20 protein-coding genes are annotated in these 22374 nt (G+C 66.1%); 9 read left to right on the top strand and 11 right to left on the bottom strand.

Features of this window, described 5'->3' with window-relative positions; genetic code table 11:
* Positions 1-29: 29 nt before the first annotated feature.
* On the bottom strand, positions 30-2513 hold the full coding sequence (locus KB201_RS20225) for a LuxR C-terminal-related transcriptional regulator (protein WP_307848095.1): 2484 nt from the start codon (positions 2511-2513) through the stop codon (positions 30-32).
* 188 nt (positions 2514-2701) lie between these two features.
* Between KB201_RS20225 and KB201_RS20220 the strand changes: the two genes are divergently transcribed.
* Together KB201_RS20220 and KB201_RS20215 are read left to right on the top strand one after the other, a co-directional pair.
* Complete coding sequence (locus KB201_RS20220; RefSeq protein ID WP_068970861.1) at positions 2702-3520, top strand: class I SAM-dependent methyltransferase; 819 nt, start codon at positions 2702-2704, stop codon at positions 3518-3520.
* Positions 3517-4041, top strand: a complete 525-nt coding sequence (locus KB201_RS20215) for a hypothetical protein (protein ID WP_065629969.1) — start codon at positions 3517-3519, stop codon at positions 4039-4041. The genes KB201_RS20220 and KB201_RS20215 overlap by 4 nt, the downstream gene beginning before the upstream one ends.
* Before the next feature lie 59 nt (positions 4042-4100).
* Here the strand turns inward: KB201_RS20215 and KB201_RS20210 are convergent, their stop codons facing one another.
* The gene (locus tag KB201_RS20210) at positions 4101-5903 is read right to left on the bottom strand and encodes an ABC transporter ATP-binding protein (protein ID WP_068970859.1); all 1803 of its coding nucleotides are present in this window, start codon (positions 5901-5903) and stop codon (positions 4101-4103) included.
* 110 nt (positions 5904-6013) lie between these two features.
* Here KB201_RS20210 and KB201_RS20205 point away from each other — a divergent pair, with 110 nt between their 5' ends.
* Together KB201_RS20205 and KB201_RS20200 are read left to right on the top strand one after the other, a co-directional pair.
* Positions 6014-6589 carry a TetR/AcrR family transcriptional regulator gene (locus tag KB201_RS20205; RefSeq protein WP_058250550.1) on the top strand — a complete coding sequence of 192 codons (576 nt, stop codon included), beginning with the start codon at positions 6014-6016 and terminating at the stop codon, positions 6587-6589.
* A gap of 114 nt (positions 6590-6703) precedes the next feature.
* Positions 6704-7063 carry a hypothetical protein gene (locus KB201_RS20200; RefSeq protein WP_223258902.1) on the top strand — a complete coding sequence of 120 codons (360 nt, stop codon included), beginning with the start codon at positions 6704-6706 and terminating at the stop codon, positions 7061-7063.
* Between the two features lie 105 nt (positions 7064-7168).
* On the opposite strand, the gene KB201_RS20195 is transcribed toward KB201_RS20200, so the two are convergent.
* On the bottom strand, positions 7169-7756 hold the full coding sequence (locus KB201_RS20195) for a hypothetical protein (RefSeq protein WP_175404278.1): 588 nt from the start codon (positions 7754-7756) through the stop codon (positions 7169-7171).
* Between the two features lie 238 nt (positions 7757-7994).
* On the opposite strand from KB201_RS20195, the gene KB201_RS20190 reads away from it, so the two are divergent.
* Entirely contained in the window at positions 7995-8936 is a 942-nt protein-coding gene (locus KB201_RS20190; protein ID WP_058250553.1) for an NADP-dependent oxidoreductase, read from the top strand.
* 137 nt (positions 8937-9073) lie between these two features.
* Here the strand turns inward: KB201_RS20190 and KB201_RS20185 are convergent, their stop codons facing one another.
* Positions 9074-9571 (bottom strand): hypothetical protein, encoded by a 498-nt coding sequence (locus KB201_RS20185; protein ID WP_058250554.1) that lies wholly within the window; start codon positions 9569-9571, stop codon positions 9074-9076.
* A 1054-nt stretch (positions 9572-10625) separates the two neighbouring features.
* On the opposite strand from KB201_RS20185, the gene KB201_RS20180 reads away from it, so the two are divergent.
* Together KB201_RS20180 and KB201_RS20175 are read left to right on the top strand one after the other, a co-directional pair.
* Entirely contained in the window at positions 10626-11063 is a 438-nt protein-coding gene (locus KB201_RS20180; protein WP_084811750.1) for a hypothetical protein, read from the top strand.
* A gap of 58 nt (positions 11064-11121) precedes the next feature.
* Entirely contained in the window at positions 11122-11358 is a 237-nt protein-coding gene (locus KB201_RS20175; protein ID WP_074852728.1) for a hypothetical protein, read from the top strand.
* A 509-nt stretch (positions 11359-11867) separates the two neighbouring features.
* On the opposite strand, the gene KB201_RS20170 is transcribed toward KB201_RS20175, so the two are convergent.
* Together KB201_RS20170 and KB201_RS20165 are read right to left on the bottom strand one after the other, a co-directional pair.
* Positions 11868-12704: a F510_1955 family glycosylhydrolase gene (locus tag KB201_RS20170; protein ID WP_074848798.1), complete on the bottom strand. Its 837-nt coding sequence runs from the start codon at positions 12702-12704 to the stop codon at positions 11868-11870.
* Between the two features lie 135 nt (positions 12705-12839).
* Entirely contained in the window at positions 12840-13157 is a 318-nt protein-coding gene (locus KB201_RS20165) for a hypothetical protein (RefSeq protein ID WP_058252957.1), read from the bottom strand.
* Positions 13158-13392: 235 nt separating this feature from the next.
* On the opposite strand from KB201_RS20165, the gene KB201_RS20160 reads away from it, so the two are divergent.
* Complete coding sequence (locus tag KB201_RS20160) at positions 13393-14343, top strand: M56 family metallopeptidase (RefSeq protein WP_074848797.1); 951 nt, start codon at positions 13393-13395, stop codon at positions 14341-14343.
* Positions 14344-14371: 28 nt separating this feature from the next.
* On the opposite strand, the gene KB201_RS20155 is transcribed toward KB201_RS20160, so the two are convergent.
* Positions 14372-15025, bottom strand: coding sequence for a DUF305 domain-containing protein (locus KB201_RS20155; protein ID WP_078114157.1), 654 nt, complete (start codon positions 15023-15025; stop codon positions 14372-14374).
* A 268-nt stretch (positions 15026-15293) separates the two neighbouring features.
* Here KB201_RS20155 and KB201_RS20150 point away from each other — a divergent pair, with 268 nt between their 5' ends.
* The gene (locus KB201_RS20150) at positions 15294-16229 is read left to right on the top strand and encodes a M23 family metallopeptidase (protein WP_159372045.1); all 936 of its coding nucleotides are present in this window, start codon (positions 15294-15296) and stop codon (positions 16227-16229) included.
* A 22-nt stretch (positions 16230-16251) separates the two neighbouring features.
* On the opposite strand, the gene KB201_RS20145 is transcribed toward KB201_RS20150, so the two are convergent.
* The 4 genes from KB201_RS20145 to KB201_RS20130 form a co-directional block, all read right to left on the bottom strand.
* Positions 16252-16599 (bottom strand): metal-sensitive transcriptional regulator, encoded by a 348-nt coding sequence (locus KB201_RS20145; protein WP_005195356.1) that lies wholly within the window; start codon positions 16597-16599, stop codon positions 16252-16254.
* Positions 16596-18758: a heavy metal translocating P-type ATPase gene (locus KB201_RS20140; RefSeq protein ID WP_211540217.1), complete on the bottom strand. Its 2163-nt coding sequence runs from the start codon at positions 18756-18758 to the stop codon at positions 16596-16598. The genes KB201_RS20145 and KB201_RS20140 overlap by 4 nt, the downstream gene beginning before the upstream one ends.
* Positions 18755-21112, bottom strand: a complete 2358-nt coding sequence (locus KB201_RS20135; RefSeq protein WP_211540215.1) for a cation-translocating P-type ATPase — start codon at positions 21110-21112, stop codon at positions 18755-18757. The genes KB201_RS20140 and KB201_RS20135 overlap by 4 nt, the downstream gene beginning before the upstream one ends.
* Positions 21113-21175: 63 nt before the next feature.
* Positions 21176-22135 (bottom strand): hypothetical protein, encoded by a 960-nt coding sequence (locus tag KB201_RS20130; protein WP_005195302.1) that lies wholly within the window; start codon positions 22133-22135, stop codon positions 21176-21178.
* Positions 22136-22374 lie beyond the last annotated feature (239 nt).

The following is a 22374-nucleotide window of genomic DNA, read 5'->3' as shown; positions in this document are numbered from 1 at the left end:
ACCACTCCTTTTTCTTCCGCGGGTTCGCGCTACCGGAGCCCCAACGCGGCGCCCTGCGCGAGCACCTCACGACGCGACGTCATACCCAGCTTCGCCAGGACCGCGGACACGTGATGGTCCGCGGTTTTCGACGAGATGTACAGCCGCTTGGCGATCTCCGAATTCGACAGTCCCTCCGCCACCAGGCGGGCGACCTCGAGTTGCCTGTTCGTCAGGCCACCGGGGTTCACGCGTGTCGTGGGCCGAGGTCGCTGCGGGACGGTGGCGCAACCCCGTTCGCGCATCAACGCACGCGCACGATCGGCGGTACCCGCGGCGCCGAGTCCGTCGAGCATCGTCACACCACGGGCTGGTTCGTCGGAATCCAACCAGCACATCGCCGATGCGAACGGGTCACCCGCGTCCGACCACCAGCGCGCGGCATCGGCGTGCCGACCGTCGAGCGACAACCGGTACGGCGCCGCGATCGGCCCGGTCTGCGTCGACAACCCGAGCCTCGCACGCCAGACGGCGAGGCTCCCTGTGCCCCATTCTGTTCCGTCATCGTCGAGGGTGTGCGCCGCGGTGACCCGGGCGTCCTCGGCCCCGGTCATCCAACTGATCTCCGCCAGGGCGGTCAGGACCGCGAGCCGTCGGAGGGGTTCGTCGATCTGGTTGGCGAGAGTCCAGGCGTCCTCGATCTCGTCGATGTCGAACGACGCGCCGCATCGGAGCGGCACCAGCACGGTGACCAGGAGCGGCCACAGCGTGGCGATCGGCATCCCGTCGGCGTCGATGACCGCCCCGGCGTCCTCGAGGGCTCCGTTCCAGTGCCCGCGGGTCAGATGCAGGCGACTCCGCACCGCGGTCTGCCAGTGGCGACAGATCTGGATGTCCCGCTCCACCGTGAACGGGAGACCCGCGTCGAGGATCCGGTCGGCGGCCCGGTACCTTCCCTGTTCGACATCGAGACTGGCCACCTGTGAATAGACGGTTGAGGCGAGTTCGTCGAAGCCGAGGGTGCGGGCGGTTTCCATGTGATCGAGAAGTCTTCTGCGAGAGTCGACTTCGCCGGTGGACAGCGCAGCCGAGTCCGAGACGACCTTGTTCCACAGCCGCAGTTCCTCGTCGGATGCCGACGCGGTGTCGGCCAGCAGGGACGCCGTTCCCGACACGTCGCCCCGCATGAACGCGAGAAACGCGCGGTGGATCTGGGCCTCGCTGTACACCGTCGACGCCCCTGTCCCGTAGGCGATCTCCGCTGCACGGCCCAGGTGCGATTCCGCGCTCTGCCGGTTCGCGCTGTAGTACTCGTAGACCCCGACGGCCACATGTGCCGTGGCCAACCCGGTGTCGTCACCCAGTTCGGTCCACAACGGGAAGGTCTCGTTCACACTGGCTATCGCATCGCGCAGTCGGCTGACCATGTACTGCTCGTTGGCCAGCGCCAACAACAGTTCGGCACGCTCGCGAGCCGGAGCATTGACTTGGTGCTGCTTGGCGATCTCGTAGTACGCGACGGCCTCGGTGTGCGCTCCGCCGCGGATGGCGTCCTCGGCTGCGGCGCAGGCATGACGGACGGCGCGGTCGGAGTCCCGGGCGGCGACGGCGTGGTGGGTCAACACCGACGGGTGCACGGTGCCCAGCTGCTCGAGTGCGTCCAGGAGCTGCGCGTGCAGATGGGCCACCCCACCCGGCGGAATCGTGGATTCGATTGCCCGACGGGCCAATTCGTGTCGGAAGAGGATGCCGTCGGGCCCCCATTCCAGAAGTCCCGTGTCGGCGAGACGCTGCAGAGTGGGGTAACCGATCCGCAGGACCGGCAGCGCGGTGTCCGACACCCGTTCCGGCGACGCCGCAATCAGTTGGAGGGCTTCGAAATCGGCCGCGCTGACCTTGGTCGTCCGCGCCAGGACCGCATCGCGCACCGACGACGGGATCGGCAGGTCGGGTTCGCGGGAGACCTCGGTCGCGAAGTAGGGGTTACCTCCGGTCGCGGCATGGACCCGCACGGGATCGAGACCCGTACCCTCGACCAATTCCGCGATCGCCTCGACACTGAGCGGCGGCAGCTCTATCCGGCACACGCCCTCGGCGAGCAGGGCACGCGCTGCCGCCTGGGGCTCGAGCTCTCGATGCGTCAGGAGCAGAACGAGCGGCATCGACTCGATGCGTCGACACATGAACCTCAGCACATCGGTCGACGCGGCGTCGACCCAGTGCAGATCCTCGACCACGAGAAGCGTCGGTTCAGCCTCCAGATGAGCGAAGGCGGCTTCGCACACGTCGGCGAGCATCATCGGTTGCACACCGATGCCCAGGTCTTTGACGGGACCCAGTGGACGTGGTGTGTCGAGTGGATCGCAGGCCACCCGCAGCACACGCACGTCCCGGGCGGTCGCACACACCTGCGCGATCAGCGTCGTCTTGCCTGCACCGCTCTCGCCGGCGATGGAGAATGCCGAACCCACCGGCAACCGGTCAAATGCCGCGCTGATCTGCGACAACTGCTCGGTTCTCTCCAACAATCGCACCGTCCGAGTGTAGGCCGCCCGACGCTCGAATAGGTGGGTCTACCCATTCATGGGAAGGACGTTCGGCGAAAGATGGGAGGTCCTCACCGATGCCGTCCGTACGCCCGGTGACCGACTGTTGTGGTGCGCCGGTACCGACAACGGTCACCGACGGCCAGTCGTCCCACCACACAGAAATGGACAATCCGATGACGACATCTCTCTCACCAGACCTGGTATCGCTGCGGGAGAAGCAGCAGAAGGTCTGGCGCAGCGGCGATTACAACCGTATCGCCGCGCTGACCGTGCCGGTCAATGAAGCGACCGTGGTCGCGGCATCGGTCATCCCCGGCGAACGCGTCCTCGACGTCGCGACCGGCACCGGCCACTCCGCGCTCGCCGCTGCCCGCCAGGGTGGCGACGTCACCGCGATCGACTACGTGCCGGCACTACTCGACATCGCCCGGGGTCGGGCAGCCGCAGAACATCTCGACGTCGACTTCGTGGAAGCCCCGGCCGAGGTCCTGCCGTTCGGCAACGCCGCGTTCGACACCGGTATCTCGTCGATCGGCATCATGTTCGCCGCCGATCACGAGCAGGCCGCGCGCGAACTGACCCGAGTCGTCCGCCCGGCCGGAAAGATCGTGGTCACGAGTTGGACCGCAGACGGTTTCGTCGGTGGAATGCTCGCCGCGGTCGGCCGCCACGTGACGCCGCCGCCGGGCGCGCGTCCCGCCACCCGGTGGGGCGATCAGCAGTACGTCGCATCGCTGTTCGGCGATCGTGTGCACTCGGTCGATTCGCACACCGCCGTGCTGACCGTTCGGTTCGTCGACGCGGCCGCTTTCGCGGACCTGTTCCTCGGCTACTACGGTCCGACGTTCTCCGCGGCGTCGAAGCTCGACGAGGGCGGCAAGCACGCACTGCGTGCCGATCTGATCTCCCTCGCCGAGTCTCGGCAGCAACCGGTCCCCGGCGGGATCTCCATCGACTGGGAGTACCGCGTCGTCGAGGCGGTGCGGTCATGAGCGCGCCCCGGAGTCGTGGCAAGGTCATCGCTCGCCTCGGCGCGACACTGTCGATCGCCGCGGTCATCGGCGTCGCCGCGCCGCTTGCGACGACGGCTTCGGCAGCACCCGCGCGCACACCGGGCGCGACGCTGACGATCGTCGACCAGAACATCACCGGTGCCGGCAAGAACCGCATCATCATCCAGGGCCTGTATCCGATGACACGAGCGGACGCGGTCGGATTCGTCACCCACATCAACGATCGGGGTTGCGGTGGAATGCACTACATCGTGCTGGGCGACGACGGCCGGGAGCAGTACCTCTACGACCGCAACTTCCCGGGCACCTCGGTCGGGACCGAAGGGTTCCTCCGGGCTTCCGACCGCGGGCTCGAGTATCTCCGGGAGTTCGTCGTTCCGAGCTCGGTTCTCAACGAGGACCGGGACGGTGCTGACGAGGTGTTCACCCGGGTCCGATTCACCGACGGCGACTGCCGGGCACGGGTCCAGACCACCAACGTGGTCGTCGGGCGGTTCTGACCCGACCCGCCGGCCCGACACCCGCCCACCCGGCCTGTGCCGGGTGGGCGGGTGTCGGATCAATTCAGCTCGGCAGCGTCCACGTCGGTGTCGATACGCATGGCGGCCACCAGTTCTCGGTAGAGCTCATCGGTGGCGAGCAGGCTCCGATGGTTGCCGACCGCCCGCACCCGACCGGCTTCGAGGACGACGATCTGGTCGGCGTCCATGATCGTCGAGAGCCGATGCGCGATGGTGACGACGGCTCCGCGAGTGGCCTGTCGACGGATGCCCTCGGCCACAGCCGCCTCGGTCAACCCGTCGAGTTGCGCGGTCACCTCGTCGAGCAGGAGGAGTTCTGGGTCGACCACCAGCGCGCGGGCGAGCGCGATCCGTTGCCGTTCCCCGCCCGACAGCGTTGACGTGGTCACGTCGGTGAGTAGGCCGTCGGGCATGGAATGGACACGCTCATCCATCCGTACGGCCGACAGGGCACGCCACACCTCGTCGTCTGTCGCCTCGGGCGCCGCGTAGACGAGGTTGTCGCGGACCGTTCCGGGGACCAGAGGGGTGTCCTGCTCCACGTAGGCGATGCGTGCTCGCAGGTCGTGGAGTGTCCACTGGTCGAGCGCCCGGCCGTCGAGCACGATCTCGCCGCGATCCGGTCGTAGGAACTTCAGGAAGAGGGAGAAGATGGTCGTCTTCCCGGCACCCGACGGTCCGACGATGGCAGTGTGTCCGCGGCGCGGGATCGTCAGGTCAATGCCGTTGAGCGCAGCGGGGGAGTCTGGTGCGTATCGGTACACCACGTCGCGCAGTTCGAGTGCGGACGCGGTCCGGTCGACCCGAGCCGACGTGCGATTCGCCACCACCTCGTCGTCGGATTCGGTTCGCAGGTCGGAGATCTCGGCAATCCGCGCAGCCGCGGCCAATCCCGACTGTAAGGCCGTGACACTCTGGGTGAGCAGCGAGACAGGCATCATCAGTTGGAATCCGTAGAGCAGGAATGCGATCAGAGTACTGACGGCCATCGAACCGTCGGCGACGCGCCAGGCCCCGAACGCCAGGACGACCATCACCGCCAGATTGATCCCGGACCCGGTGATCGTCCAGGCCCATGCTTCGATACGCACGGCCCGGATTCCCTTGCTCGCCGACCGGTGCGCAAACTCTCCGATCCGGTCGGATTCCCGCGCCTCGGCCCGACTCGCCTTGACGGTGCGAATCGATCGAAGAATCCCCTCCAATCGGCCACCCAGGAAACCGATCTCGGCCTGCGCGTCCTGCTGCGCCTTCGCCAACCCCGGCATCAGTACGGCGGCGGCGATCCCGACCATGACCACGACGACCATCGTGGTCGCGAACAGCGGGAGGTCCAGAAACGCCATCAGTACCAGCGCGCCGACCATACCGACGAAACCGTTGACACCGTTGACAATGCTCGACGTCGTCGCTTCGCGGATCAGCAGGGTGTCGGAGGTGACGCGCGCGACCATCTCGCCGCTCGACCTACGGGCGAGCTCGGGGACCTCGACGCGGAGCAGGTGACCGATCAGTCCGGTGCGGGTGGCGAGGATGATGCGTTCGGCCAGGGTCCCCAGCATGATCGTCTGGATCAGACCGATCACCGACCCGGCGACGAGCAACACGGCCAACACGGTGATCGGCGCCGCCAGAGATTCCGACACGGCAAGACCGTCGAGCACCCACTTCGTGACCAGCGGGGTCGCGAGTTCGGCAGCGGTGCCGAGCAACCCGAGGACGACGCCCACGGCAAGGACGCCCCGGTAGGGGCGTATGTAGTCCCAGAGGATCACGAGTTTGGCGCGCATGGGCATATCCGGGGTCTGCCCGGGATCGGCCGCGGTTGTCGAAGTCGTCATGGTGTGAGCCCTCCCGAGCGGAACATGCAAGCTCTACAATGACACATCGATGTCCCATTTTCAATCAAGTGTGTTGCAGAGACCCGAGTGTGGTGGATAGTCTCGGCCAGGTGAACGATGCGCCGGAACCGGCTGCCGTCTCGGGCGTGCGCCTGCGCACCCGACAGGCCATAGTGTCAGCCGCCATCGCGGCGTGGGCAACTGATTTCTCGACGTCCCTGGGCGACATCGCCGACCGGGCGGACGTCAGCCGCAGCACCTTGCACCGCCACTTCCCCGACCGTCAGTCTCTCGTCGATGCGGCGCTCGTCGAGGCGAGGAGCGTTCTCGAGCGGCAGGCGAGCGAAGCGGTCGACGGGTGCGAATCGGCTCGCGCAGCACTCGAATCGCTGATGCGGGTGATCATCGGCATCGACGACGTCATCGTGTTCCTGTTCGCCGACCCACACCGGTTCGACGGCCACCCGGAGTGGGCTGAGGAAGAGGACCAGATGCTTCCGGAGGTCCTTTCTCGGGCGCAGAAAGACGGTGCCATCGCCGGTGATCTCGAAACGAGATGGCTGGCCGGGGTGTTCTATTCACTCTGTTTTGTCGGTGCGGTCTCGATCGCCGGCGGGGTGATGTCGCGTCGCCGCGCCGCCGATGTCGCCGTCCGGACGTTCTTCTCCGGAGTCGGTGCCGACTGAGAAGCCGACGCACGCGTGGGCTTTGGGTCGGGGCAACACTTCTACCACCGATGAGTGTTGTATCGGGGTGGTGTCAGACCCTGCACCTACCGATCGGATGAGACATTGGGCAGCGTGAACGTACTGGCGTGCGTGGCCGCAGCGGTCGCCGCGTTCCTGGTGAGCGGTGTGTACTACGGCGTCGTGGGTGCACCCGCCGCGGCGGAAGTACACCGACCGACCTGGGCGACGCCGGTTGTCGAACTCATCCGCAACGCACTGCTCGTACTCCTCGTCGCCGGTCTGGTCGCGCAACTCGATCCGGATGCCACCGGTGCACTTCTGCTCGCCGCGGGGCTGTTCCTCATCCCGTTGGTACTGTTCGCGGGCGCGGTCTTCCACGAGGGAACGGCCCTGTCCGCGGCAGCTGTACACCTCGGGGATTGGGCCCTGAAGCTGCTCACCCTCGTCCTGATCGTGTCGCTGTGGCGGTGACGGTGGAATCGCTGTGGACCGCGCTTTCCCGTTCGCTACTCCGTGAGGAGGATCGGGGAACGGTTCATCGCCTTTCGGATCACAACCGTCCTGGCACGTGAGAACTCAGGCCGGCTCCAGGGCCCGCTTGGCCTTTTCCAGAGCGGCGAGCGTACGCAGCACCGAATCGCGCTTGGCGGTCAAGTCGCTCGCCTTGGCCTTGCCGCTCAGTCCGGGGTCCGTCTGCGCGACTGCCAGCCGTTCCTCGATCTCGGCGAGCTGCGCCAGCAAGGACTGCGCGCGGCTCATGAGCTCCTCGTGGTCGGGTCGGGAGACGTCCGCAGGGCGGGCGCTTCCGGCCCCGACGTTCTTGGCTTTGCGAGCCGTTGTGCTGCCGTCCTTGTTTGTGGTGGTGGACGCGGATCGTGTGACACCGCGCCGGCCGGACCGGACGCGCGGTGGGGGCTGTGTGCGGGTCCGATTCAGCACTGCCCAGGCGTCACGGGCCGCCACCCGGTGTTCGCGTTCTTCGTCGTCGTCCGACGTCATTGACGCGCCCAAGGGTCGCAGACCATAGAAGCCGACGAACTCGCGGGCCGCCGCTATGGTCTGTTCTGCCGCGCGGCAGCGCCCGCACCGCGGTTCGCCGCGGAGTTCGGCGATGTCGTCGCTGGATGAGCACCACACGCAGGCGTGGGTAGTGGAGTCGGTCACGATGGCGTCGGCAGCAGCGAAATTCACGGGTGAAAACACTACGGCACAATGTTTTTCATGCTGCGACCGGGCTTCGTCCAGCAGGCTCGGGCCGGGATTGCGCTGGTTGTTCCCGCGATGGACCACGTCCCGGCCTGCCGGATAACGGGCGCATTCGGTACGCATCACGACGATGGGACGTCAGCAGACATCGCCGAGCTGTTGGAATCATTCCGACGAGCGTCCCGTTGGTGCCACCATGCGAGCAATCACTTATGACCGCTTCGGCGGTCCCGACGTCCTGGAACTGACCGACCTGCCCACGCCCAAAGTCGGACCCGACTCCGTGCTGGTGCGCGTCCGCGCCTCCAGTGTGAATCCCGTGGACTGGAAGGTTCGCGAGGGCTATCTCGCCGAGATCATGGACACCGTCTTCCCGGTGGTCCCGGGCTGGGACGTCGCGGGAGTGGTCGAGCAGGTCGGCCTGGACACACCTGAGTTCCAGGTCGGCGACGAAGTGTTCGGTTACGTCCGTAAGGACGTCGTCGGTGGGGAAGTGGCGGGCGGGACGTTCGCCGAGTTCGTCGCCGCCCCGGTGCGCACCCTGGCACACAAGCCGTCGAACTGGTCCTTCGAAGAGGCTGCGGCGCTCCCGCTGGCCGGTCTCACCGCTCTGCAGACCATCCGCCGGGCAGGAGTTCAGTCCGGAAACACCGTGCTGGTTCACGCCGCCGCGGGCGGAGTCGGAACGTTCGCCGTGCAGATCGCCCGGTCCCTGGGCGCACGCGTGATCGGGACGGCCTCGGAGTCGAACCACGACTATCTCCGCAGTCTGGGCGCCGAGCCCACGACGTATGGCGAGGGCCTCACCGACCGGGTACGGGCACTCGAGCCCCAGGGTGTCGACGTCATCCTCGACTACGTGGGCGGCGACGCACTCGACTCGGTCGAGGACGTGTTGCGCGACGGCGGCACGGTCGCCTCGATCACCGACGCGCGGGCGCGCGACGAGTTCGGCGGCCACTGCGTCTGGGTGCGTCCCGACCCCGCGGATCTTGCCGAACTCGCCCGACTCGCCGACGCAGGCGATCTCACGCCGGAGATCGCGGAGGTGTTCGATCTCGCTGATGCCTCCGACGCGCACGAGCGGAGCCAGTCCGGTCACGTGCGCGGCAAGGTCGTCATACGCGTCGCGAGCTGATGACAGCACAGGTCATCTAGTCGAGGTTCGCCTCTGCACGTAGGTGCGTTCGACCCCGCTGGGCCCTCGCAGTCGGTCCCGCGTGCAGGTCGTCATCCAACACGACAGGCGGCTCGCGGTCACCGTGTGACCACCGATCAAGGCATCTCCATTGTCTGGGTGCGACGAATCTCGTCCACAGCTCGGGTCACGTACTCCATCGGGTCGACATCGGCACGTGCCGTGAGGTCGGTGATGACCACGAGGGCAGCGGCGGTGGTCTCGGCGTCCAGTAGGCCGGCGGACGGCAGCGCATCGGGGTCGGCGGTGTCGCCCACTCCCAACGCGCCGGTCAGCACGAGGGCTACCGCTGTGGGACTGACGGCGGAAGTCCACGAGGCGGCGGCACGGCTGGTGCTGGTCATCACCTCGGACACATCATCGCCGGTCAGCCCATCGGGGAACACGGTCTCGAGGAGTTCGCGCAGCATGAGCGCATGCACCTCCCGTGACTCGGGGTGCAACGCGAGAAGGTCGGTCGCGGCACCGAACGCCTCGGAGTCGTGGGCGCGCGCCGCGCGGATGGCTTCCCCGGTGGTCTGGGCGACCCTGTCCGCCACCGACGACCGGTCGGACCGTGACTCATTGTGCGGCATAGGAATTACCCTCCCTGTGGGTTCGGCAGCGAAAACTCACCGTCGGAACCGGTGGCGTTGGCGACTGCTGACGGCAGCAGTCGTTTGATTTCAACGGAATTCGGGTTCGTGTGCGGGCACACGCCCGGCGGACGGGGCGAACGGTGAACCAGACCGACCACAGGCATGGTAGGTCATCCTGGTCGCCGACTGTCACATCGCTCGACAGACTCCGGATGCTGTACTCCGACAAAGCCTGTCGGGTGGTTCGCCGCAACGCGCGGCCACACATGCGTTTCGTCACACGTGACGAAAGACAACATGCGGTCATGTTGACGACATAGGCAAGGAATCGGCCTAAGAGCGGCTAGCGTCGGGTTCGGCGGACAAGACGCCAAATTGTTCGTCACGCCTGTCGGCCGACTGGACGGCGCACGAGACGTCTGGATGTTCATCACGCCGGCCCGCTGCGCTGTAAAAGTAGGAACTCATCGGAACGTGAGGCAAGGTCGTTGCCGATGCGTTCGTCGGACGACGACATGGGTCGCGTCGCAGCTTCGAGGTTCAGCGGAGGTCCGGCACCTTGGCTGCTTAATTGGTAACGGGACGTGTTGATGTAGGGCGAGTAACTTAGCCCCGCGCGCGACCGGTCGTGTAAGGTCCGGCCGGGCCGTGGTGGGACACGGATCATTGGATGACGTCGCCGACGCGGTACACACAGCTAGCCGCAGCCCTACATTGGGGGAATGGCTAAAGACTGGAAAGATGAGGTCGCGCGAGCACGAGCTGCGCTTACTGTCGCGGCAATGCGTAGAACGTTGCTGACTTATAAAGAGCTCGGAACGGCGATCGGCATGAGTGGAGTCGAGCTACGCAATAGGTTGCCGCGCGTCCTCGACGCGTTGTCGGATGAGTGCAATCACGCGGGGGAGCCTTCCCTCGCAGCGCTGGTGGTGAATGCCGACACCGGCAAGCCAGGCGCGGATGGTCGGACGGGGTACGACCTTGGCACACTGAAGTCAGGAGGGTATTCGTCCACCACTCCAGCTGACACAGTCCCAACTAGAACTGTTCGATGTACGCCGAGAAGCACCGGCACGCCGAGGAGTTGTATATCCGACGTACTGCGGCTCAGCGCGGTGCACCTACACTCAGACGTGCCCTTTTATGTGTCGATGACAACGCCACGACGAACTACTTCGGCTGCACTGACGGCATACGCATGAGCAGCACTCTGACGCGTGGACGCACGCAGGTGACCCCGTACGGCCATCACCCTGATGAAACGACGAACGGTTGCGCCATCGCAGCACTATTCGCGGCACTCGCGGGAATTGTGCCGGCCGCGATCGTTCTCGCGTGGATTGCGATCCGCGAGACAGCACGACGACCGCACGAGCAAGGCTTCGGCTTAGCCGTCGCTGCCATCGTCATCGCTGTCGTTGAGATAGCGGTTGTGGTCGTGTTGCTATTCAGTGTTGGTCTGCCGTTTGGCGATTGGACGGCTCAGTAGCGTGCCCGTAACTCGTCGCGAAGGCTCGCGCGTCACCCTCACCGCGGACCCAGTCCACTTGCCCAAACCTGAAGAAACGACGAACCTTTGTGCCTGCCTCGCACTGTTCGCCGCGCTCCTGGGCCTGATCCCGGTCACTGTTGTGTTCGCGTTCATTGCGTTCTCCGAAGTCCAAAGACGGCCGTACGAACGCGGCGCTGGCATTGCGATCTCGGCGCTTCTCATCGCCATCGTGGAGATCATCGCAACCCTCATTGCGCTTCGACATTTCGGCCTTCCACCCTTCAACGGTTAGGGGTACGTGAGTGGCAACACTTATGTCACATCACCGTGAGAGGTGTTCTCCCCCTGCGTCATTCAGCCGGTAGCGAGACGTGTTGAAGTATGACGAGTAACAGGGGGCGGGCCTAGACAGGCTCAGTCCGTACGTTACGGACTAGAACCCGCCCAGTGTGAGTTCCAGCTGACAACGGACTCGGGAGCCAGGCGGCAACCACTGACGTGGCGCCACTCCAACCCAGGGTAGTGATCTTTGCTTAGCATCGGGGGAACGGTCAGAACCCAAAGGTGCTGACTCGCATCTGTTTTCACTCGTCCTTGTTCATCGCCGATTTTACGTTATGTCATCACTGCAGCTACCAGGACAGCCGATTGGCGGGGCCTTCGATGGCCGTCCCCGCCCAAGGCGATCTGACAGAGGGGGGTGCCCGGGCGACCTAGGCGGTTCTCGCGAGGAGTGGGCGAGATCTAAACGCTCTTCCGGATCTCAGTCGCCTCCTTCCTTCGTTGCTCCCCACGAGTCCGTTAGCTGAGCGTGTATAGCGATTGCCCGTTTGCGGCGTATGCAGTTTCGGCGTCTCTGGCGACCAGCGCGGTGACACTGCTGATGGTGCTGCGTTGTTCCCAGTGTGTGCCGTCTGGGCTGCGCCAGACGGTGTTGGCGGTGTCAATGCCCCAGAGCGTGCCATCGGGTGCGGCCGCCAGGAGGGCTAGGGCCGGCGCATCGGGGACGATTGTGAAGGTCTGGGCGTCGTCGGTGCTGTGTTGCAGCCCTGCGGGGGTGGTCGCCCAGACGCCGTGGTCGGTGATCGTGAGTGCTGCTGCGGCCAGGGACGCGCCGGTGTTCCAGCTTGTCCCGTCGTCGGTCGATACGAGCAGGCGGTTGATTCCGTCGAAGCCTACGAGTAGTTGTCCGTTGGTGGCGAGCGCGTGGAAGTCGATTTGGCCGGCCACCGATCTCGGTGTCCATGTCTGCCCGCCATCTTCGCTGGCGACGAGTCCCAGCGGGTTGGGTGCCGAGCTCCGCGGGCTGGGATGGCCGGAGGCGAAGAGCCGGTCAGAGCCGGGTACCCCGGTCAGTCCCATGAAGTCGTCGTCGGAGGCGCCGACCCGGCTGGTGGTTCCGTCTGCGGTGAGGGCGACTACGCCGGTGTGAGTTCCGGCGAGGATGGTGCCGTCGGCGCGGATGTGTAGGGCGTGGAGGTGGTCGAGTTCTGGGGTCAGTGTTGCGACTATCTCTGGTGAGGTTGCCGGCGGGGGTGGGGATGTGGGTTGTTCCTGGGTGGCACAACCGCTCAGCACAGTCAGCGTGGCGATGACTACGACCGCAACAGTGCGGATGGACAGGCTCGAGACAGGCAAGCGGCTAGGACTTTCGTGTGGATAGGGCCGTGTTCGGTGGTGGCGGCGCTGGATGGTGTGCTCGGTGTGGCGGCGAGACCGGGATCGAGGGTCGGTAGAGAGCCACCCTGGCCCTCTGGGGCGTCGTGGTCGTGGTCACGACTTCTGGATGGGGATGGAAGCCTGCGAAGGTTGTTGGCCGCAATGTCTTTGGAGGACGAGGGAGGCAAGGACGGTACCGAGGTGGTGACGCGCCCCGGCGAGGTCGCCGATCGCAGCGAGGTGGCGGACGAGACCGATGTGTGCGGCGAGGTGGCGGCGTCGGTTCGAGGTGACGCTGAAGTGATGGGCGCGGTGGAAGAACTGGTGGGCCGAGTATGGCGTGGGTGCCCGGTAGACGTCGCGCATGGCATGCAGATACTGACGACGGTGGTCGTCCGGGGGCGAGTGCGTCCCCCTCGGGTTCTCGGTCACAGCGCATCCCTCGAACTAGTACGCGCAGGCTGGGTCAACCCGCGTCATCTAACTACTATAGGGCCTAGTAATTGGCGGCGCGGTGGGTGCTGGAGTTGCGGCGTCACGGACGAGCCCCTGGGGCATACTGGCTGGTGGTGCAGGTGGCGGACCGCCGGGAAGGTGTATTGAGCGTGGGTCTCAGCGAGCACGACGGCGGGCGTCGAGGATCGAGGCGAACGATGGGTGAGCATCCATGAGTGCAGCGGTGGTGTTAGTTGTTGCCGCAGGTGTGCTGGGCTGGCTGTGGCCTCGATGGATGGTTCGGGTGCAGGGCCGTATCGATGCTCGTTGGGTGTTGGTGGCCTGGCCGGCCGCGCAGGTCGTGTTTGCGTTGTTGTGGGTGGGAGCTGTTGTGACGCTGGCGGTTCCCGGTCATTTCGGCATCCATTCGTTGTCTGAGGTGGTGTCGTGTCTGCGGGTGTTGTCACACGGCGCATCCCCGCGGGTGGAAGCGATCTCTGGTGGCGTGCTGGCGGTGGTGACCGTGGCAGCGATTGTCCGAGCGGTGACGATCGCGGTGCGATCGGCGGTGCGGATGCGTGGTGCTCGTGAGGAGTATCTTCAGTCGTTGCGGTTGGTGGGCGCCCGCAGTGAGCGCTATCCCGATGTGTGGTGGCTCGCCGACGGGCGGCCGATGGCGTTTTGTCTGCCGGGCAAGGATGCCGGCATTGCCGCCACGACCGGGTTGCAGGCGGCGTTGTCCGGTGAGGAACTCGATGCCGTCGTTGCTCATGAGCGCGCACACCGGCGGCAACGTCATCACACCGTGGTGTTGGCGGCCCGCGCTCTCGGGCGTGCGTTCCCGCTGATTCCGTTGTTCAGCCGCGCGGGCCGTGAGGTCGCCGGCTTGGTCGAGCAAGCCGCCGATGCCCGCGCGGCCCAGCTGGTGGGTGCGCGGGCGGTCTGCTCGGCGTTGGGAACGTTGGCCCGTTCGGGACCTGTAGCGGGCCCGGTGGGTGTGTTGTCGATCAGCGATTCGTCGTCGGTGGGGCCTCGGTTGAGCCGCTTGGACTCCGGTCACCGGTGCCGGTCGCGACGTAATCATGTGGGTGCTGCCGCGGCGGTGGCTGGTGTGGTGGCGGTGCCGACCACGCTAGCGGTGTCCGGTGTCGTCTCGGCGATGGTGATCGCGATGTGTGTGTAGCCGAGACCGACCCGGGCAGGTCCGACCGCTAGGGGTTGTTGAGAAGCTGCTGCATCCTCGCAATTTCGCTCTCCTGATCAGTGACGATCTGACGTGCCAGAGCGATCGCCTCGGGCGATTGGCCGTCTTGAATCTCGGTCTTGGCCATGGCGATGGCGCCGCGATGGTGTTCGATCATCTGCGTCAGGAACAGGCGCGACGCCTCGGCTCCTTGCGCGTCGCGTAGCTGCTGCATCTGTTCTGGCGACATCATGCCCATCATCGACGGCATCGGGGAGGAACCCGGCGCCATCGACGTACCCATGTCCATGTTGTGTCCCTGGCCCTCGAGTGGGGCTCCCCATTGCTTCAGCCACGACTGCATCTGCTCGATCTCAGGCTGCTGAGCGTCTTTGATCTGCTGGGCCAGACTGACGACCTGGGGGTTGATGTTGTCCTTCTCCAACAGGATGCCGCTCATCATGATCGCCTGGGTGTGGTGCGGGATCATCTGCTGGGCGAACGAGATGTCCGCGCTGTTGTGTTCGGCAGAGGCCGCCGCTGACGATTCGGTACTGACCGTGCTGGTACCCATCCCCGACATCGAGGAATGATCCTCAGTCGAGGTGTCCGAACACGCGGCCACCACTGTCAGAACAGCCGCCGCGGCAGCAACGACGACACCGGTTCGTGTGACTCTCATCGATCTCCTCCTCAAGAGTGATACTTCGCCACCGCCCGGCGGCGCTTCGATAACAATTCTACTAACACCGATAGTAGTTAGTCGCCTGCCCGCACCCACAAAACGGGCGGTGAACTGCGCAAACAAAGCCACCAATGCCCGATTAGTTCGCTTCGTAGTGGAGCCGCGTGTGACTGGTGGGGCACAAGTGACTTGTGGTGTGATCTCGCGGGTACACGCATGGCACTCGTGCGTGGGTCTACGACGTCCGCGGGAAAGGTCCGACCGCATGCAGATGGTGTTGACATCGCTACGGGTCAAGGCGGGGCAGCAGTGGGGCCCCAAAGCGCTGGGGGTGGCAGCGGCGGTGTGTGTGGGTGTTGCGCCTGTGATTGCCACCGCACCGGCGGCGGCCTCGACCGATGGACATGTGGCCGGGGAGCTGATCGCGATCGTGCAGGACTCGGTGAAGGCCGCTTTGGGTGGTGCCGCGGCTGCGAATTTGGGGAAGCCGATCACGCAGACGGCGTCCTGCCTGGGCGCTCAGGCCCAGTCGGGCAGCGTCGGCGATGCGGGCAGTGCAGCCGCACTGCAGTGCTTCGGCACGTTTTCGCTCATTGATCCGATAGACGGGTTCCGGATCATCGACGCGTTACCGCTGGCTCGGCTGGTAGCCACCCTGATCGCCGCAATCGTGCCGCACGATCCGAACGAGCCGCATGGCCCCCAGCCGCAGGAACCCGGAACGCCGACACCGCTGCTGCCCGGTAGTGGCGGTGCGGTGGCGCCGACTGCGGGCGAGATCACGTCCACCTTCGGTGACGGACGGGGCCATCAGGGCATTGATATCGGCAATGATCTGGGCGCGCCGATTGTCGCGGTAGCTGACGGGGAGGTCATCACCTCCGGACCTGCCGAGGGGTTCGGGTTGTGGATGCGGATCCGGCACGATGACGGCACGATCACCACCTACGGCCACAACGACGAGAATCTGCTCGAGCAGGGCGCGCGAGTACGGATGGGCCAATCGATCGCCACAGTGGGCAACCGTGGGGTCTCGACCGGCCCGCATCTGCATTTCGAGGTTCTCGACCCGACGGGAGTCAACGTCGATCCGGCACAGTGGCTGGCCGATCGCGGGGTGGTTCTGGCGATGGCCGCTGATGCAGACGCCCGCGCGCCGGGGCCGGTGGTGCCGCAGTGGGTCGGCGAACGACGCCTGTGACGAACCCGGCGTGGTGGGTGGCTCAGGAACGAACGAGGCGAGCGATGGCCGCCGAGGCTTCAGCGATCTTCTCCTGCGCCTCGTCCCCGCCGGCGTGGGCGGCATCGAGCACACAGTGGGTGAGATGGTCGTCGAGCAAACCCAGCGCGACCCCCTCCAGTGCCTTGGTCAGCGCCGAAATCTGGGTCAGGATGTCGATGCAGTACTGCTCCTCGTCGACCATCCGATAGATACCTCGGGATTGCCCCTCGATGCGCTTGAGGCGGGCCAGGTATTTGCCCTTGTCGCTGATGTAACCGTGGGAAGAGTGTTCCGAGGCAGAGGATTCTTCCGGGGTGGAGGATTGTCCCGGTGCGGACGCAGCGGTCATGGACTCACCTTCTCAATGGATCTCGGTCGGTTGTGCTGCAGTGCACGCACTGTACTCGCGCCTGGCTGCAGGTCGAGTCGGCGTAACAGTTGCGCGTTGAGTGCGACCACGACCGTCGAGGCTGACATCAGAATCGCTCCGACCGACATCGGCAGGACGAACCCGATGGGCGCGAGAATTCCGGCGGCCAGCGGTACAGAGATCAGGTTGTATCCCGCTGCCCACCACAGGTTCTGCTTCATTTTTCGGTAGCTGGCGTCCGACAGCTCGATGACCGACAGCACCGAGCGGGGGTCGTCGCTGGCGAGGATGACCCCGGCCGAGGCGATCGCGACGTCGGTGCCGGCCCCGATCGCGATGCCCACATCGGCCTGGGCCAGGGCGGGGGCGTCGTTGACGCCGTCGCCCACCATCGCCACCTTGCGGCCTTCGTGCTGCAGTTCGGCCACCTTGCTGGCTTTGTCTTCCGGCCGTACACCGGCGAACACCCGGTCGATACCGAGGTCGTGAGCGACGGTGTGCGCCACTGCTTCGGCGTCGCCGGTGATCATCACAACCTCGACCCCGCGGGCGTGCAGCGCCTCGACGGCTTGGCGGGATTCCCCGCGCACCTCATCAGCAAGTTTGAGAGCTCCGATCAGCTCAGTGTCGCGGGTGACATGCAGGATGATTGCGCCGTCGGCGCGCCAGCGATCAGCGATGGCCAGTTCCTGATGGCCCTGTTCCTCGAGCATGCGGGGCCCGCCCACCCGCACTGTGGCGCCCTCGACGCGAGCGGTCACACCGACCGCCGGTGACGAGGTGAAGTCGGTGGCCGCCGGCACCGGCCGCGCGCGGTCTCCGGCAGCTGCGACAATTGCTCGCGCCAGCGGGTGCTCACTGTCGGCTTCGGCGCTGGCGGCCAGGGTGAGCACGGTGTCCTCATCGACGCCGTCGGCGGCCGCGATCTCGATGACCGTGGGCTCACCCTTGGTCAGGGTTCCGGTCTTGTCGAACAGCACCGCATCCACAGTGCGCATGGCCTCAAGTGCCAACCGGTCTTTGACCAGCACGCCGCCGCGGGCGGCGCGTTCGGTGGCAATGGCCACCACCAGGGGGATAGCCAAGCCGAGTGCGTGTGGGCAGGCGATGACCAGCACGGTGATGGTTCGAATCACCGCCTGGTCGGGTTGGCCGATGACCGTCCACACGATGGCGGTGATGATCGCTGAGCCGAGCGCGAACCAGAACAGCAGCGCTGCAGCGGAATCGGCCAGCCGCTGGGCGCGGGAGGTGGAGTTCTGCGCGTCTGCCACCAGGCGCTGAATCCCGGCCAGCGCCGTGTCGTCGCCGGTGGCGGTGATCTGGACCCGCAGCCCCGAGTCGGTGGCCACCGTGCCGGCCACCACCTGATCGCCGATGCCGCGGCGCACCGTGCGCGATTCTCCGGTGACCATGGATTCATCGAGCTCGGCCGAGCCGTCTACGACGCGACCGTCGGCCGGCACGCTGGCCCCCGGGCGCACGATCACCACATCTCCGACCTGCAGCTCACTGGGAGCAACCGTGGTGATCTGGTCGCCATCGACGCGTTCGGCCTCATCGGGCAGCAGCGCGGCCAGCGAGTCCAGGGCCGAGGTCGTCTGGGCCAGCGACCGCATCTCGATCCAATGCCCCAACAGCATGATCACGATGAGCAGCGCCAGTTCCCACCAGAAGTCCAGTTCGTGGTGCAACACACCGATGCTCGCACCCCAGGACGCCACGAAGGCCACCGTGATCGCCAAGGCGATCAACAGCATCATTCCCGGTGCACGCGACCGCAGTTCTGAATAGGCGCCTACCAGGAACGGCCGCCCACCCCAGCAGTACATCACCGTACCCAGCACCGGTGAGACCCACTTCAACACTTCACCATCGGGTAGGTCATAGCCGATGAGCATCGCGAACATGGGCGAAAAGGCCACGACCGGCACAGCCAGGGCACCCATGATCCAGAACAGCCGCCGGAACTGCCCGGCGTGATCACCATGCCCCCCATGCCCAGCGTGATCATGGTCTGCGCGGGCGCGCTCAGCATGGTGATCGTGGTGGTTGTGTGACGCTGCGGCGAGTTGGCCGTGGTGGCGTTCATCGGCGGCGTCGTGACCGACGTGCTCAGGGGAAGAGTGCTCGTTCATGCCGCTACCTTATACCCCTTGGGGGTATACGTCGAGGGGTTGGTGGGTGGAACTGTGGACGATGAGTGGGGCGGGCTGGTGAAGGCGCGCAGCCGCAGGCTGTTGCTGACGACGAACACGCTGGACAACGCCATGGCGGCCCCGGCCAGCATGGGGTTGAGCAGTCCCAGCGCGGCCAGCGGTATCGCGGCGACGTTGTAGGCGAATGCCCAGAACAGGTTCATTTTGATCGTTTTCAGAGTGGTGCGTGCCAAGGCGATCGCGTCGGCGGCAGCGTTGAGGTCGCCGCGGACCAGGGTGATGTCAGCGGCATGCATGGCGGCGTCGGTGCCGGTGCCCATCGCCAGCCCGAGATCGGCGTGGGCCAGGGCAGCGGCGTCGTTGACGCCGTCGCCGATCATGGCCACAACCTTGCCGTCGGATTGCAGGTCGGTGATGACGGCGGCTTTGTCGGCCGGCAAGACGTTAGCGATGACGGTGTCGATACCGACCTCAGCGGCCACGGCATCGGCGACGGTCTGGTTGTCGCCGGTCAACAGGATGGGCGTCATACCCAGTGCGGCGAGCCGGGCGATGGCGTGTGCGCTGGTGGGTTTGATCGCATCGGCGACCGCCAGGACCGCATGGGCGCGGCCGTCCCAGGCGACGAGTACGGCGGTCTGTCCGGCTTCTTCGGCGGCGGTCTGCGCCTCGTTGAGGTGGGGGTCATCAACGGCGATGTGGTGTTCGGCCAGCAGCGTCGGACGCCCGACGGTGACCACACGTCCCTGGACCAGACCGCGCACGCCTCGACCTTCGAAGTTGCGGAAGTCGTCGACCTGGTCGAGCGGCCCGACTTCGGCGGCTGCACCAGCAGCGATGGCGGCCGCGACGGGGTGCTCGGAGGCATTCTCCACCGCCCCCGCGAGGGCGAGCACGTCTTCGCGAGTGGTGGAGGGAGCAGTGGTGACCTGGACGAGTGTCATCTGTCCCGTGGTGACCGTGCCGGTTTTGTCGAGGACAACGGTGTCGACGGTTCGGGTGGATTCGAGGACTTCGGGGCCTTTGATCACGATGCCGAGTTGGGCTCCGCGGCCGGTACCGACCAGAAGTGCGGTCGGGGTGGCCAGTCCCAGAGCGCAGGGGCAGGCGATGATCAGCACAGCGACCGCGGCGGTGAACGCCGCTTGCAGGGGATAGCCGGCGCCGATCCACGCGCCGAGGACAGCGATGGCGACGGCGATGACCACCGGCACGAAGACACTTGAGATCCGGTCGGCCAGTCGCTGGGCGTGGGCTTTGCCGGTCTGGGCGCGTTCGACCATCGCGGCCATTTGCGCGAGTTGGGTGTCCGCTCCCACGCGGGTCGCCCGCACCCGCAGGTGCCCGCCGGCGTTGACCGTTCCGCCGGTCACGGTGTCGGCGGGGGCGACCTGGACTGGCATCGACTCGCCGGTGACCATGCTGGCATCGACTGCCGAGGTCCCGGACACCACCACACCGTCGCTGGCGATCTTCTCGCCGGGGCGCACATTGAACTCGTCGTCAATGGCGAGCTCGCCGATCGGGATCCGATGCTGGTGGCCGTCCCTGATCACTGTGACGTCTTTGGCGCCCAGCTCCAACAAGGCCCGCAACGCCGCACCGGCGCGCCGTTTGGACCGCTTCTCGAAGTATCGGCCGGCCAGGACGAACATCGTGACCCCCGCGGCTACCTCAAGGTAGATGTTGCCTGCACCGTCAGAAGCGCTGACCGTCAGGGTGAATCCGTGGGTCATGCCTGGTTGTCCGGCGGTGCCGAAGAACAACGCATACAACGACCACAACAGCGCCGCGGTGGTGCCGACCGAGATGAGGGTGTCCATGGTGGCCGCACCGTGGCGCAGGTTGAGCAACGCGGCGCGATGAAACGGCCATGCCGCCCACACGATCACTGGCGCGGCCAACGTCAACGACGCCCACTGCCAGTAGGTGAACTGCCACGCCGGGACCATTGCCAGCGCGATCACCGGTACCGAGAGAACCACCGCACCGATCAGTCGGTGACGCAAGGCCACGAGCTCCCCGTCGTCGTCCGAAGGGTCATCGTCGGGGGCGGCACCTTTGGTGGGAGTGGCGGGCAGCGCAGCGTGGTATCCGGCCTGTTCGATGGTCTCGATCAGCAGGTGTGGGTCGACACCGGCGGGTGCGCTGACGTGAGCTTTTTCGGTGGCGTAGTTCACCGAGGCGCTCACTCCGTCGAGTTTGTTCAGTGTGCGTTCGATGCGTGCCGCGCACGATGCACACGTCATGCCCGACACGGCGAGTTCGACATCGACGGCGCCTGTCTGCTCGGCGGTGGCCGCAGGTGGGTGGATCGGAGCTGAGGTGGTCATGGGGGAGTTCCTCGTTGGGTGAATGCCTCGGCGCAATGCCCCGGGGTGGCGCTGGTCAGCGAGTTAGTGTCCGGCGTGCGGATCGGCCGAGGGGGCCGTGGAGTCAGGTGTCGGGGCCGGGGCGCCGGTGGGGACGTCGAGAACGAAGGTGGCGGTATGCACAGCGCCCTGGACCTGGAAGTCGAGGTAGAGCAGATAGCGGCCCGGGGTGGGGGCGGTGGTGGCGAAGCGGACCTGTGGTCCCGCGAGTTGACCGGCAGTCGGTGCCGCGCCCTCAGGGTGAACATGCAGGTAGGCCAGGTCACCCTGTCGCAGGGCCACCAAGTGACCGAAAGCGCCCAGATACGGCTGCAGGGTGGTGACCGGTTGTCCTGCTCGGCGCACGGTGACGGTCAGTTCGGACTCGACGCCCGCGCGCAGATGACCGGCCAGCCCGATGTCGAACCCGTCGACGGATGACTGTCGTGATTCGGCGGCGGGTGGGGCCGGCTGGTAGTCACCGCTGACTTCGACGGTGCTGGTGAGGGTGAGGGGTTGGCCGGTGGCGGCGGGCACGAAGTCGGCGTAGATCCGGTAGCTGCCTCCCGTCGCCCACTGCCAGGGCAGCGTCCAGCGCCCTTCGGGCGAGAGAGTGGGGTGCACGTGTCGGAAGTGGGTGCCATCCGCGCGGACGACGATCAGGTGCAGCTGCTTGTCGTGCTCGGCGGCGAAGTCGGTGACCGCGGCCCCGGCGGCGTCGAGGATCTCAAAGCTCAGCGGTGCCTGCACCCCGGACGCATGGGGTGCCACCACATTCCCCAGGATGAAGCCGGCTGCTGCCATCGAAACTCCGCGAACCTGATCGGCCCCCGGAGACGAGGCGGATGTTCGCGACTGTGGTGCAGCATTGTGATCGGCATGGGCGGACTCAGCCGGGGAGGTCGACGCCCTGTCGGGAGCGACACCAGCGGCGATGGCGTACGCCGCAGCGAAAACTATCAGCAGGGCCGCGGCGAAGACGCCGAGCTTGGTTGGAACATTCATCGCTGGATTCCTGTCATCGGTGGTGGCGACACCCACGCCGCCCGGGAGAGGCTGAAGTCGCCAGTGGGGCAGACACTTCAGCCCCTCGTCGGCTACTGCGCCAGGTGGTAGCCGGCCTCTTCGATCGCGCCGCGGATCGCGTCGGCCTCGATCGGGGCCGAGCTAGTGGTGTGTCTCGCAATTGTCTAGCTCGTTGTTCGGTAGGCTGGGTTGATGAGTGCACCGGCAGCGTGTTTGCG

Source organism: Gordonia sp. SCSIO 19800 (assembly GCF_018132775.1).
Classification (GTDB): domain Bacteria; phylum Actinomycetota; class Actinomycetes; order Mycobacteriales; family Mycobacteriaceae; genus Gordonia; species Gordonia hongkongensis.
The sequence above is the reverse complement of the archived record's forward strand: the minus strand, read 5'-3'. Positions and strand labels throughout refer to the sequence as shown.

What these genes read in the sequence shown, in the direction of transcription:
- KB201_RS20220 (WP_068970861.1), top strand. Translation starts at nt 2,702, where the DNA reads ATGACGACATCTCTCTCACCAGACCTGGTATCGCTGCGGGAGAAGCAG.
- KB201_RS20215 (WP_065629969.1), top strand. Translation starts at nt 3,517, where the DNA reads ATGAGCGCGCCCCGGAGTCGTGGCAAGGTCATCGCTCGCCTCGGCGCG.
- KB201_RS20210 (WP_068970859.1), bottom strand. Translation starts at nt 5,903, where the DNA reads ATGACGACTTCGACAACCGCGGCCGATCCCGGGCAGACCCCGGATATG.
- KB201_RS20190 (WP_058250553.1), top strand. Translation starts at nt 7,995, where the DNA reads ATGCGAGCAATCACTTATGACCGCTTCGGCGGTCCCGACGTCCTGGAA.
- KB201_RS20185 (WP_058250554.1), bottom strand. Translation starts at nt 9,571, where the DNA reads ATGCCGCACAATGAGTCACGGTCCGACCGGTCGTCGGTGGCGGACAGG.
- KB201_RS20180 (WP_084811750.1), top strand. Translation starts at nt 10,626, where the DNA reads ATGTACGCCGAGAAGCACCGGCACGCCGAGGAGTTGTATATCCGACGT.
- KB201_RS20160 (WP_074848797.1), top strand. Translation starts at nt 13,393, where the DNA reads ATGAGTGCAGCGGTGGTGTTAGTTGTTGCCGCAGGTGTGCTGGGCTGG.
- KB201_RS20155 (WP_078114157.1), bottom strand. Translation starts at nt 15,025, where the DNA reads ATGAGAGTCACACGAACCGGTGTCGTCGTTGCTGCCGCGGCGGCTGTT.
- KB201_RS20150 (WP_159372045.1), top strand. Translation starts at nt 15,294, where the DNA reads ATGCAGATGGTGTTGACATCGCTACGGGTCAAGGCGGGGCAGCAGTGG.
- KB201_RS20145 (WP_005195356.1), bottom strand. Translation starts at nt 16,599, where the DNA reads ATGACCGCTGCGTCCGCACCGGGACAATCCTCCACCCCGGAAGAATCC.
- KB201_RS20140 (WP_211540217.1), bottom strand. Translation starts at nt 18,758, where the DNA reads ATGAACGAGCACTCTTCCCCTGAGCACGTCGGTCACGACGCCGCCGAT.
- KB201_RS20135 (WP_211540215.1), bottom strand. Translation starts at nt 21,112, where the DNA reads ATGACCACCTCAGCTCCGATCCACCCACCTGCGGCCACCGCCGAGCAG.
- KB201_RS20130 (WP_005195302.1), bottom strand. Translation starts at nt 22,135, where the DNA reads ATGAATGTTCCAACCAAGCTCGGCGTCTTCGCCGCGGCCCTGCTGATA.